The 13,606-nt window shown below is 32.2% G+C and carries 10 protein-coding genes; 7 read left to right on the top strand and 3 right to left on the bottom strand.

Features of this window, described 5'->3' with window-relative positions:
• The first annotated feature begins 438 nt into the window (after window positions 1–438).
• From GFJ94_RS01945 to GFJ94_RS01925, 5 genes are all read left to right on the top strand, one after another.
• On the top strand, window positions 439–999 hold the full coding sequence (locus GFJ94_RS01945; RefSeq protein WP_153199864.1) for a hypothetical protein: 561 nt from the start codon (window positions 439–441) through the stop codon (window positions 997–999).
• A 157-nt stretch (window positions 1,000–1,156) separates the two neighbouring features.
• Window positions 1,157–1,975, top strand: coding sequence for a PhzF family phenazine biosynthesis protein (locus GFJ94_RS01940; protein WP_153199862.1), 819 nt, complete (start codon window positions 1,157–1,159; stop codon window positions 1,973–1,975).
• Between the two features lie 151 nt (window positions 1,976–2,126).
• Window positions 2,127–3,458 carry a M48 family metallopeptidase gene (locus tag GFJ94_RS01935; protein WP_153199860.1) on the top strand — a complete coding sequence of 444 codons (1,332 nt, stop codon included), beginning with the start codon at window positions 2,127–2,129 and terminating at the stop codon, window positions 3,456–3,458.
• 180 nt (window positions 3,459–3,638) lie between these two features.
• Complete coding sequence (locus GFJ94_RS01930; RefSeq protein WP_153199858.1) at window positions 3,639–4,907, top strand: serine hydrolase; 1,269 nt, start codon at window positions 3,639–3,641, stop codon at window positions 4,905–4,907.
• A gap of 123 nt (window positions 4,908–5,030) precedes the next feature.
• The gene (locus GFJ94_RS01925) at window positions 5,031–5,477 is read left to right on the top strand and encodes a hypothetical protein (RefSeq protein ID WP_153199857.1); all 447 of its coding nucleotides are present in this window, start codon (window positions 5,031–5,033) and stop codon (window positions 5,475–5,477) included.
• Between the two features lie 255 nt (window positions 5,478–5,732).
• On the opposite strand, the gene GFJ94_RS01920 is transcribed toward GFJ94_RS01925, so the two are convergent.
• The gene (locus GFJ94_RS01920; protein WP_153199855.1) at window positions 5,733–8,360 is read right to left on the bottom strand and encodes a valine--tRNA ligase; all 2,628 of its coding nucleotides are present in this window, start codon (window positions 8,358–8,360) and stop codon (window positions 5,733–5,735) included.
• Window positions 8,361–8,680: 320 nt separating this feature from the next.
• Here GFJ94_RS01920 and GFJ94_RS01915 point away from each other — a divergent pair, with 320 nt between their 5' ends.
• A complete protein-coding gene (locus GFJ94_RS01915) occupies window positions 8,681–9,106 on the top strand; it encodes a DUF1573 domain-containing protein (RefSeq protein ID WP_162523775.1) in 426 nt (141 codons plus the stop codon).
• 30 nt (window positions 9,107–9,136) lie between these two features.
• Here the strand turns inward: GFJ94_RS01915 and GFJ94_RS01910 are convergent, their stop codons facing one another.
• Window positions 9,137–10,459 carry an aspartyl protease family protein gene (locus GFJ94_RS01910; protein WP_153199851.1) on the bottom strand — a complete coding sequence of 441 codons (1,323 nt, stop codon included), beginning with the start codon at window positions 10,457–10,459 and terminating at the stop codon, window positions 9,137–9,139.
• Window positions 10,460–10,587: 128 nt separating this feature from the next.
• On the opposite strand from GFJ94_RS01910, the gene GFJ94_RS01905 reads away from it, so the two are divergent.
• Complete coding sequence (locus GFJ94_RS01905; RefSeq protein ID WP_153199849.1) at window positions 10,588–11,781, top strand: pyridoxal phosphate-dependent aminotransferase; 1,194 nt, start codon at window positions 10,588–10,590, stop codon at window positions 11,779–11,781.
• 229 nt (window positions 11,782–12,010) lie between these two features.
• Here GFJ94_RS01905 and GFJ94_RS01900 read toward each other — a convergent pair.
• Window positions 12,011–13,606 (bottom strand): T9SS type B sorting domain-containing protein (locus GFJ94_RS01900; RefSeq protein ID WP_153199847.1); only part of this gene is annotated, 1,596 nt, incomplete at its 5' end.

The following is a 13,606-nucleotide window of genomic DNA, read 5'->3' as shown; positions in this document are numbered from 1 at the left end:
CGTTGTGTGCAACATATTTTCCGAACTTACGCCGAAAGCTTCTCTCCTATTTTTTCCGAAAGAAATTAATTAAAATTGTTACCGAAAAATCTTGCGTGACAATTGAAAACCGAACCAAACTTTGTCGATAAACTTTGTGCTGAAATTACGTTTTCGGGAAAATCCGTTGTGAAATTAAAAACTGAAACTAAACTTTGCGTGAAAATATGCTTTGCGTGACAACCCAAACTTTGCCGAAAAACTTTGTGTTGAGTTTTTTTAAGTTCCGAAAATATCATGCAGCACACAACAGCGGTTTAAAAATATGGCTAGTTTCGGGAATTTTTGAAATGGCGCAGTTGCTAAATTTAAAGTTTTGTGTATATTTGTGAAGGCTTGGTGTTGGGTTTTAGCCACATTTTTAAGCCTCAGAACGTTGTGCACAATATGAAAAACAAAATGAATAGAATATTAATTGGACTTTTTTTACTGACCACAAGTTTTGGAATTGGACAAAATAAAATTTCAGAAAATTGGACTGAAAATGATAAAGCGCAATATTCCAAATTGAAAAAATTGGCTAATTACGTTTACAAAAAGGAAAAATCTGAAATCTCAAAAGACAGCTTATTTGAAAACTACGTTTATTTTGACAATGTATTAAATGATACTGTGACTGAAAGAAGAGAAAGACGAATTGTTACTTTCGACACACTTTTCTACTATTTTAGAAAAACTGTCGATAGCATTGGACTTGAAAATCTTGACGCAAAACCAGTTAGGTTCTATAAAAATCATAAAATTTATGAGCCTTTCGACGAAGAAAAAGCTGAACTGAAAACTGTTGGTGGAGAAAAAATGTATGCGAAAGATGATAATGTTTTTGCTTACTATAGAAAAGAAGAACCCGAAAACCCAATAGGAGTTTTATTATTTGAACCTGAAACAGACAAATTGGGAGCTTGGATAATGATAAGTCAAGGTGGATATAAATATTTTTTAACCTTTAGTCTATTGTAAAAAAATACTGTGCACAACAATGTATAACCGCAATTACGGCGGATTCGACTACGTCCGAATCCACTCGGAATTGCTAAAGTCAGTGCCAAACCGAAAATTATCGCATATTAACCCGTAACTGACGGTTATACGAGACCGTTAGCACCAATATAAAAAAATGACCGACAGAATAGAAACTTATATAGTTGACTCTTTTACAGATAAGCCTTTCAAAGGAAATCCAGCAGGTGTTTGTATTCTAAGCAAAAAACTGACTGACAAACAAATGCATTCTATAGCCAAAGAATTAGGACTTTCAGAAACGGCATTCATATGTAAAATAGATACTCAAGATAAATATTCAATAAGATATTTTTCGCCAGTAATGGAAATTCCGCTTTGTGGACACGCAACTCTTGCATCTTCCAAAGTACTATTTGAAATTAATCCTAAAATAGATGCGATTCATTTTAAGAATATTCAGAATTTAGATTTAATGATTAAAAAATATGGAGAGAAAATTGAAATGGAATTTCCCGTTTATAATACAATTCCTAAAAATGCACCGGATGAATTATTAAATGCTCTTGGAATTGAAACAATCGTTAATAGTGAATATAATAAGGAAACAAATATCTTACTTCTGGAAATTAAGAGTAGTGAAATATTAGAAAATTTGTCGCCAGATTTTGAAAAATTAAAACAATCACACGATTCAATAAATGGAGTATTAATTACAGCAATTTCACAAAAGGATGACTATGACTTTGAATCAAGATATTTCTGGCCTTGGAGCGGAACAAACGAAGACCCTGTAACTGGTGGAACTCATACTTTCCTAGCTAAATATTGGAGAACAAGATTGAATAAAAAGAAAATGAATTCGTATCAATGTTCTCAAAGAACTGGATTTATGGAAGTTGAACTAGTTAACGAGAATAAATTATTGATAAAAAGTGAAGCTCAAATTATATTGAAAGGAGAATTAAGAATATAAATACTGGTGCTAACACCGTGTATAATTAATGGCTGGTTCTCGCCTACTTACGAAAATCCTTGCGGATTTTCTATTAGGTTTTTATTTGCTAAATTAGGTGCTTAAACACGCCACTAATCATACACAACAACGTTACCACCAATTTCCAAAAATGAGAAAAAAGATATTACTTATAATTTTTAACGTTGCATTATTCAGTTGTTATGCTCAAGTTGAAACAGAAAACAACACAGAAAAAATAAAAAAAGCTCAAGCTGAAATAAATCCCGATCTTGAATATTTTTTCTCAGATTGTTTAGTAAATAAAAATTGTGATGACTGTATAAAAGATTTAGTTTCTAAAGCTAAAAATGAATATCAAAAATACCTGATTGGAGGAGCATTATACAATATTGATTCGAAAACGTCATATGCTTTACATAAATCTGCTTATGAAAAGTATCCAAATGAACTAAACTTCCATTTAGAATACGCTATTGAAAGTCATAGAATTGGAGATTATAAAACTGCTATAAAACATTATGAGACTTATAAACAAGTAAACGATACAGATTATAGAATTGACGTTTGGTTAAGTGAATGTTACTTAAATATTGATAATTTTTCAAAAGCTATTGAGCATTGGAAAGAAGCTAATCATTCGAAAAACCATATTGGAATTGATAAAGCTATTTATATCATTCATGGAGAAGTTGAGCAAATTAAAAGACGTTCCGAATTAATAGCGAAAACTAAATCCAAAGATTCTAAAAGTGCTTACGAATTGATATTCTTGGATATGAATTGGGAATTAGATTGGTGGAATAATAATATACAAGAATACTTTTTAGAAAAAGATATAAATACAATAAAAAATAGTTTCGGTTCAGACAGTAAAGAATATATACAACTATCTGCTTACAACAAAATTAAACATCTATCGAAAAAATCAAGTTCTGAAGATTCTATTAAAATAGCATTATTAGATTCAAAATTGATTCTAGATAATAACCAGATGCCAATTAACGGAAAAGTAGCTTCTGACCTGTTACGAATTTCGTTTATCAATAGATTACTTGATGAAAAGGATTTCTTTGAAAAGAGAGGACAAGAAATGATTGAATTAGCTGACATATATAAAGATGAAGAACTTTTGAATATTTATGCATATCTAGAATCAGTTGCAACGGGACACGTTTCTGAAGAAACGGACAAAAAAGGTTGGAACGAATATCAAAGTGAGAAATTTGCGATAAGTTATTTTATTGGATTAGCAGATAAAAATAAATATGATAATCCTGATTTAAGAAAAGCTTTAACAGATTTTCCTAATTCTTCAAAAATTCATTGGGTAAAGCTCAATTGCGCTAAAATTGAAGGTAAAGATATAAAGGTAGACTTAATAGAGGTAATTAAAAAGGAATTCAAAACTTTAGGTTCTGACCAAAATAAATATTCTTATGGTTTAAAAAACTATTTTTATTTACTTGAAAATGAAATATAAACTGGTGGTAACAGCAGTTAAAAAAAATGGCTTAGGCAAGGGCATACTTCCGAATTTTCTCCGAAAATTCAAAAGTTTGCGTTATATTTGTTTTGGCTTGGTTTTGGTTCGTCGCCACTTCTTTTAGCTGCAAAACGTTGCCCACAATTGGAAAAAAAACACGAGCAAAAAATAAACTGAATGAGAAACTTTAAATACTTCGCAATAATATTCCTTACAATATTAATTTGGACTGCGTTCATCGGTTACGGATTTATGAACGGGTTTCTTTTAAAACCTATTACTTCAAAACAAACATCGGAGGCTTTTATTGAGGCAACCAAAAAGAAAATAGACGATGAATTTGTTGGAAATTTCGCAATGACACTAATTGAAAATGGAAAAATTTCAAAGCACTTCTTCTATTCTGTTGACAAACCCGTAAATGAAAATACTGTTTTCCCAGTTGCATCAATCAGCAAATGGATTACATCTTTTGGAGTCTTAAAATTAGTAGAACAAGGCAAATTGGATTTAGACAAACCAGTTGACAATTACCTAACAAGATGGCATCTACCAGAAAGTGAATTTGACAATAAAAAAGTGACTGTTAGGAAATTACTCTCACATTCCTCTGGTTTAATTGATGACCTTGGCTATGATGGTTTCTCACCAAATGAAACTTTGCAAACAATTGAAGAATCATTAACTAAAGCTTCAGACACGGAATACTCTAATGGTGTTGCAATAGTTGGCTATGAACCTGGTAGTAAGTATATGTATTCAGGAGCTGGATATACAATATTGCAATTATTAATTGAAGAAATTAGCGGTAAATCATTTCAAGAGTATATGACACAAGAGGTTTTAGAACCTTTGAAAATGGAAAACTCGACATTCGTACTAACAGAAAAATCAAATATTCAGTTAGCTCAAATTTTTAGAAATGACGGAACAACTAGGGAAATGAACAAATTTACTGCACTTGCTGCGGCATCATTATTTACTACTTCAGCAGATTTATCAAAATTTTTAAAAGCAAATATTTCAAGTAACGCAGTTCTTTCTAAAGAAACAATTACGAAAATGACCGCACCTGAAACGTTTATAAATACCATTGGTGTTTATGGATTAGGTCCTCATTTATATAGTCAAAACGACACAAAATCAAATATTATTGGTCACGATGGTAGCGGAAATAATGCTATCAATACTGCTGCGAGAATTGACCTCAAATCTAAATCTGGAATAATAATTTTAGAAACTGGAAACTGGAATATAGCATCTTCAATTGCAGATGAGTGGATTTTTTGGAAAGCAGGAATTGCTGACTATGTTGTAATGCAACGTAATAAATCATACGTATTAACTTTATTGATAATTGGTTATATTATTATTATTGCTTTATCGATATTCATAATCCGAAAAAAGAACAGACAGCGGAAAACAACTGTGGGCAACAATGTATAAAAATAATAGCGGTTTTAGTCCTAAATCTAAAGTAAGTAAATATAAATAAGGTCTGTGTTTAACAGAAAAGTTAGTGTGTAAAATCCGCTACTATTCTTATACTAGACCGTTGTATGTAATTTTATGAAAAACTTTACTTCTATAATATTATTTTTCGTTTTCATTTCTCTATTTTCATCATGTAAGAATAATGAAAAACAGATTTTTTATGAAAAATTAGACGAGCTTAAAAAATATACAATAGAGATGACAGAATATGATAATTCTTTGCTAAAAGCAAGAGCTCAAGAGGATATCGTAATTGATGGGCTAAATGATAGTTTGAAAAAAATTAACGAAAGAATTGAAAAAGAAATCAAGATAATAAATCCAGATTCCCGAAGTAAATCTGTAAAATTTTATAACGAATTAAATTCTGAATATGATTTATATCTAAATGAAATAGATTTAAATGAATATTCGAAATTGACTGACAGTTCATATTTAAAAATAATTGAAGTTGACTTATTTATTTTGAAAAGTAAATTGACCCGAGACTTTTTAAGACGAAGTTATTTAAGAAGGTTTTAAAAACTACATACAACAGCGGTTTGCTTCAATGGCTACTTCCGGATTTTCCTACGGAAAATCCGCTGCTGAATGGATTGTTTTATTATATTTGTAAGGCATGGTGTTGATTCAATGCCACTGAAAGCGAGCCACATAAAGTAAAAAATCAAACTTAAAAGCTGTTTATGGCTACTCGCCATTTCTAAAGTATAACAAAAAATCCCGAGCTCACACTCGGGATTTACTGTTTTAAAACCTGACAGGTTTGGATAAAATTTATTTTAAACCAGCTAAACTTTGTTCTAAAGTTGCAATTTTTGCTAAAGCGTCGGCTTCTTTTTTGCGTTCGTTTGCAATTACTTGTTCGGGTGCGCCAGCTACGAATTTCTCGTTAGATAATTTCCCTTGTACTGAGCGTAAGAACCCTTTGGTGTAATTTAACTCTTCGGTTAATTTCGCAATTTCAGCTTCTACATCAATGTTTCCTGTAATTGGAATAAAATATTCATTCGATTTCACACGGTACGATAACGCACCATCTACTTTATCTGAAACGTATTCTAAAGCAGCAACATTTCCTAACTTTTGAATTACTGAATCAAAATACGTCGACGCTTTCTCGTTGTTTACTACTTTTAATTCCATCGCATCTTTAAATGGAATGTTTTTGTCTTTACGAATGGTTCTAATTCCAGAAATAACCTCGGTTGCGAAATCAAAATCAGCAATTAATTTTGCGTCAAACGCTTTCGCTTTTGGCCACTCACCTACTATCAACGCTTGTTCTGGTGTTCTTTCGGCAATATGATGCCAAATTTCCTCTGTTAAAAACGGCATGAACGGATGTAACAATTTCAAGTTGTTTTCTAACATTTCAATCGCTTTGTCAAACGTAGCACGATCGATTGGCTGTTGGTAACCTGGTTTAATCATTTCCAAGAACCACGAACAAAAATCGTCCCAAACCAATTTGTAAATCGCCATTAAAGCATCTGATAAACGGTATTTATCAAAATTATCTTCAATTTCGACTAAGGTGTGTTGCAACTTCGCTTCGTACCATTCAATTGCCACTTTTGAAGCTTCTGGTTGTGCAACATCTGCTACTTCCCAACCTTTGATTAGTTTGAAAGCGTTCCAAATTTTATTAGAGAAACCTTTTCCTTGGTTGCATAATTCTTCGTCGAATAAAATGTCATTTCCAGCCGAAGCGCTTAATAACAATCCCACACGAACTCCGTCAGCACCAAATTTTTCAATTAGTCCAAGCGGTTCAGGTGAATTCCCTAAAGATTTTGACATCTTACGACCTTGTTTGTCACGAACTAATCCCGTTAAATATACGTTTGAAAATGGTTTTTCGCCTGCATATTCATAACCAGCAATAATCATACGCGCTACCCAGAAGAATAAAATATCTGGACCGGTAACTAAATCATTGGTAGGATAATAGTATTTAAAATCTTCACTTTCTGGATTCAAAACACCTCCAAAAACCGCCATTGGCCATAACCATGATGAGAACCAAGTGTCTAATGCGTCAGCGTCCTGACGTAAGTCAGCAGTGGTCAGTGTTGAGTTGGCAGTTTTATCTTTTGCAAGCTCAAGCGCTTTTTCGATGTTTTCAGCTACTACAAAATCTTCTTTTCCGTCACCAAAATAGTAAGCCGGAATTTGTTGTCCCCACCACAATTGACGCGAAATATTCCAATCGCGAATGTTGTTTAACCAATGCGCATACGTATTGTTAAAACGGCTTGGATATAATTTAATGTCATCTGATTCTAAAACAGCTTTGATAGCAGGTTTTACTAATTCTTCCATGCTTAAGAACCATTGGTCAGATAATCTTGGTTCGATTACCGCTTTCGTTCTTTCAGAAGTTCCAACTTTATTCAAATGCGTTTCAGTTTTTGCTAACGCACCAATAGTTTCTAATTCTTTCGAAATTTCATCACGAACCACAAATCTGTCTTTTCCTTGATAATGCAATCCGAAAGAATTCAAAGAAGCATCTTCGTTGAAAATATCGATGATTTCTAAATTGTGTTTATCACCTAAAGTTTTATCGTTAGTATCGTGAGCAGGTGTAACTTTTAAACATCCTGTACCAAATTCTACATCTACATATTCGTCTTCGATGATAGGAATAACTCTACCGCAAATTGGAATAATCGCTTTTTTGCCTTTTAAATGCGTAAAACGTTCGTCATTTGGATTGATACAAATTGCCGTATCTCCAAAAATTGTTTCTGGACGAGTTGTGGCAACAGTTAAGAAATTCTCCGAACCTTCGATTTTATATTTGATGAAATATAATTTTCCTTGACGCTCTTCAAAGATTACTTCTTCGTCTGATAAGGTAGTTTTTGCTTCTGGATCCCAGTTTACCATTCGGTAGCCGCGATAAATCAAACCTTTGTTGTATAAGTCTACAAATGAGTGAATTACCGATGCTGACATATCGTCATCCATCGTAAACTTGGTACGACTCCAATCGCAAGAACAACCTAATTGTTTTAATTGCTCTAAAATGGTTCCTCCGTATTTGTCGGTCCATTCCCAAGCGTGTTTTAGGAATTCTTCACGAGTTAAATCGTTTTTATTGATGCCTTCTTCTTTTAACTTCGCTACAACTTTAGCTTCGGTTGCAATTGAGGCATGGTCTGTTCCTGGTACCCAACAAGCGTTGAAGCCTTTTAAACGCGCACGACGAATTAATACATCTTGAATGGTGTTATTCAACATGTGTCCCATGTGTAAAACTCCTGTTACGTTTGGTGGTGGAATTACAATGGTGTACGGCGTTCTGTGGTCGGGTTTAGATGTAAAATAATCGTTTTTCATCCAGTAGTCGTACCACTTTTGTTCTACTTCTTTAGCGTTGAATTGTGCAGGAATCATATAATTTTAGATTTCAGATATTAGATTTTAGATTTCAGATTTACTCTGAATTCTTTAAAAAACAATTACAAAAAAATCCTAAAGTTCGCTTTCTAGCCCCGATGGGAGCGGCACCTCGTAAAGCGGACAGCGGGAAAATGGATTACAAATAAGTCCCGAGCCATTCGCTACTAAAAATACCTAAACGTAAACTTTGGTATGTTTTTTGTATTACTTACTGCAAAAGTAACTATATAACGAAAATAAAAAAAATGTTAGGAGTAGTTTGTTAGTTGCTTTTATTTAATTAAATTTACAACAACCTATTAATTTATAAGATGATGAAAAAATTACTTGTTTATTTAACTGTATTCGTTGGAATGGCTTCATTTGCTCAAACTGGTCCAAAGATTGAATTTAAAGAAGAAACCATAAACTATGGAGAAGTAGAAAAAGGGAAAGATAATGGAATTCGTGTTTTTGAATTCACAAATACTGGTGATCAACCTTTGATTATAAAAAATGCAAAATCGAGCTGTGGTTGTACAGTGCCAGAATGGCCAAAAGAACCAATTGCTCCGGGAGGAAAAAGCCAAATTAAAGTAAAATACAACATGAATCCTGGTCCTATTAGTAAAACCATTACTATTGAAAGTAATGCAACAAACAAACCAAATGGTATGGTTCCGTTACGAATTAAAGGTACGGTAATCGTTAAAGAAGAAGTTAGTCCGCTAGTAAAAAAGAAATCGTTTCCAAATTCATAAATTAAAGTCCCAATTTTGTTGGGACTTTTTTTATAGAATTTTTTCTAATTGAAATTTTACCGTGAATCGAATTCCTGCTCTATCTACAATCATGGTTATCCATTTACCTTCTTCGGATTGAAACAAATCGGTTATATTTTGTATTGAAAGCTGTGAAGCTATTTTATTATTGATTTTTAGTATTTTATCCCCAACTAACAATCCTGCTTTTTCGCCTGGCGAATTTTTTCTTATGGCATAAATTTGAAAAATGGGTTTCAATTCATAATTATAATTATACCGTCTGCTAGAATCTTCAAAAACAAATTCATCCATATTAACCTGACCAATTCCTCCTTCTTTTCTAACAGCTTCTTTAACCCATTGTAATCCGGAATGTTGTATTTCAATACCCGACATGTTATATTCAAATGATGAATTAAAAAGTGTATTTTTCTTGAAATAAAATTGCTTATTTTCGTAATCTAAAAACCAATTAAATCGTTTAATAATATCGCCACCGAGTGAACCATTTCTATCATTTAAAAGCGAAATTTGATTAAATGACAAGCTATCTGGATAAGAAACCAAAGCGTCTTTAAGAATTAATCCATCAAAACTTATTTGTTCAATTCGAGAACGCTTTCCAAAAATTTCACCCGAAAGACCAACACCCAATAAATCAACAAAAAAATCATTTTTACATTTTAAACTATCATTTTCAAACAACCACAAGCCATCGCCTAAACCAGTATCAAACAATAGTTTTACATTTTTTTTATCGGCATTTAAACTAATTGGTAATTGTATATATGGCTTGTTTTCATTGAAATCAGCAGCAATTGTATTGAATTTTATTATTCGTTTATCTTTTAACAACAATTTGTTTTTATGAAGTATAATTTGCTTTTTCTGATAATTAATTTCAACTAAATATTGTTTAAAAAAACTACTTCCTAAAATTCCATTTACAGGAATTCCTAGTTTATTAATAATACTAATATCTTGGTTTGGAATTAAAACAATTTCAAAATTAAGATCTTCATATTCTTTAATTTTTACTTTATTACTTTTTGATAAATAGGCTTCTAATGAGTTTCCTTTTCCTACCCCTTTTATTTGAATTTTTTCTGTATTACTAAGTACAATTGAATCTTTATCAGGAAAACTAAACAGAATATTCATTTCAGCACCTGTGTCGGCAATCATTTTTAAAGGCACGCCATTAAAATCAACATCTAAAATGATTAAATTATGCGTTAACTCAAAAGGAATTTTTATCTTATCTTTTTTAGAATTCCAATTAAAATTTGACTGTGCCGAAAGAGACAAAGTACTTAAAATGTATAATAGAATTTGAATGCAATTTCTCATTTAAAAAAATATTACCTAAATGTAAGAAATTATAACATTAGTTTTATGGTTTTAACATTTTTTAATTCTATTTATTATTCATATCACAAAAAAAAATCGCAATTTTGTGCATCTTTAAAAAACAAATCATGCCAAAAGTTTCCGTTAAAGGGCAACAAATGCCAGAGTCTCCAATTAGAAAATTGGTTCCTTATGCCGAAATTGCTAAGAAAAAAGGACATAAAGTATATCATTTAAATATTGGACAACCCGATATTAAAACTCCAGAAGTAGCACTTCAAGCAGTAAAAAATGCCGATATTACAGTTTTAGAATATAGTCATTCTGCTGGGTTTGAAAGCTACAGATCTAAACTTTCTCAATATTATAAAAATCATGGTTTACCAATAGAAACACAAGATATTATTATTACAACTGGTGGTTCTGAAGCACTACTTTTTGCAATGGGAAGCACAATGGATTCTGATGATGAAATAATTATTCCTGAGCCATTTTATGCTAATTATAATGGGTTTTCAACTGCTTCTGGTGTAAAAGTAGTACCTGTTATATCTGGAATTGAAACGGGTTTTGCTTTGCCTCCAATTGAAGCTTTTGAAAAACTAATTACACCAAAAACAAAAGCCATTTTAATTTGTAACCCTGGAAATCCAACTGGCTATTTATATTCAAAAGAAGAAATTCTAAAATTAGCTGAAATCGTTAAAAAGCACGATTTATTTTTGATAGCAGATGAAGTGTATCGTGAATTTATTTATGATGGTGAAAAACACTTTTCAGTTATGAATGTTCCAGGCTTAGAAGAGCACGCTATTATGATTGATTCTGTTTCTAAACGTTACAGTATGTGTGGTGCCAGAATTGGTTGTATTGTCTCAAAAAACGCAGCGGTAATGGCTACTGCAATGAAATTTGCTCAAGCGCGTTTAAGTCCACCAACTTATGCTCAAATTGCCAGTGAAGCAGCTTTAGAAACGCCTCAAAGTTATTTTGATGATGTAATCTCTGAATACAAAGATCGAAGAGATACATTAATTACAGAGTTACAAAAAATTGAAGGTGTAACAGTTGCTACACCAAAGGGAGCTTTTTATTGTATTGCAAAATTACCTATTGACAACGCCGATAAATTCGCTCAATGGTTATTAGAATCATACGATTTTAATGGCGAAACGGTTATGGTTGCTCCAGCTGCTGGATTTTATTCTACACCAAATATTGGTTTAGACGAAGTGCGTATTGCTTATGTTTTAAAGAAAGATGATTTAATTAAATCGGTTCAAATTCTTAAAGAAGCAATTGCAGTATATAACAAAAAATAATAAAAGTTTCAATTTTTTAAAAACCCATTATTGAACATGCCCCAAAAAGTTAGACACTATTTGGGGCATTTTTTATGACATATTCTCGCTTTTCACTTCAAACTGCTATTAAGAAGGTTGAGTAATTATATTAGCTAGTTTTTCAATTTTATCAGAGCTTTTCGCATGCTTTTGTCATAAAAAAAGCGGCACTTGAAAAGTACCGCTTATATTTAAAATAATCTTTTAATTATCTCTTCATTGCAAAGTGAGCTTTAAACTGCTTAGCAACTCCATTCTCTATATAATCAATAGTAAACCAGTAATCGGTCGAAGGTAATTGTTCTTGGTTATAAGTTCCGTCCCAACCTTCTTGTCCTCGTAACAGTTTAATTAATTTACCATATCTATCAAAGATGTTTATTACATCGGTATCTTGCAATCCTGCAACGAACCAAGTGTCATTTATGCCATCTCCATTTGGTGTAAAATATTCTGGATATCCAATTACAAAAACATCATATGAAAAATAGGTACAACCTTGTGTATCTATCACAGTAATTGTATGCGGACCTGCACTAACTCCTGTAAACACATTTGATGACTGTAATGTACCTTCATCTAATGAATACATCAATGTTCCTGTTCCTCCTGTGATATCAACTGTTAATGTAGCAATATCACTAAAATAATCGGTTTGTACAACTGAGATGGCTGTAGCTGGAGTTGTTGAACTTACTGTTGCTGTTGCTGTTGATAACATAGGATCTGATGAACATGTTGTTAACGTATTAGTAGCAATGACACTGTAGGTTCCTACTGCATCAACTACTAATGTTGAACTAGTTGCACCCAAAATAGTATCTCCATTACTATCAAACCATTCAAAGTCATAGTCAACATCATTTAATCCTGTGTTTAATGTGTAGGTTTGGAATACTTGACCATCTGGAGTTATACAAATATTGCCATCTTTTAACACAGGTATAGGAGATGGATTTACATTTACTCGGTAATCTGTATATCCGCCTTGACAATCTCCTAAACTTGACCAAACTCGATAAATAACATAACCATCAGTTGCATCTATTGTGGTTAACACATCATTTATAGTTATTGGTGCTACTCCTGTTCCTGAAAGTGCTCCTGATACATTATCAAACGTTAATACATCCCACGTTAATTCGGTTCCTGCTATAAGTGGAGAAACATTAACTATTAAATCCGTATTTTCTCCACTACAAATTGTTTTAATTGGAGATAGAACTGGCAACCCTGGATTTGGATTTACAGTAATCAATTCACTCTGAAGTGTATTGCCTGGACATCCATTACGTACAGAACTTACTACAAAATAAATTGTTCCTGCAACTAACGGATTACTTGTTATAACTTGTAAATCTATAGCAGTAGCTGTGGAAGTTGATGTAATAGTACCCGAAGTTACACCTCCTAAAACCGTAACTCCATTTGTAATAGCTGTCCAAGTATAAGTTATTCCACTTATATTACCAACAATATCAACATGAACATTATTTGTAGAATTTGTTGAAGAACAAACAGAATTGTCAGCTACTGTAACACTTCTAATCTCAGGATTTGGATTTACAGTAATAGTAATTGGATTTGATGGTATTCCATCACATCCATTAGCTCTTGGAATAATTATTATCGTTATAGTTCCAACATTCTCTGAATCTGTTAATGTTGCTATTTGATTAATGTTAGTCTCATCACCACTAGTTACAAAAGTACTTGTGATATTAGATATCGTTGCGCTCCAACTATAAGTTGTGTTTGGTAAATTACTACTTAAAACAAAATCTAATGGGCTACCATCACAAAT

It is taken from the genome of Flavobacterium sp. LMO8 (genome assembly GCF_009495755.1).
In the GTDB taxonomy this organism is placed as follows: domain Bacteria; phylum Bacteroidota; class Bacteroidia; order Flavobacteriales; family Flavobacteriaceae; genus Flavobacterium.
This window is presented reverse-complemented; position numbering and strand designations above follow the sequence as displayed.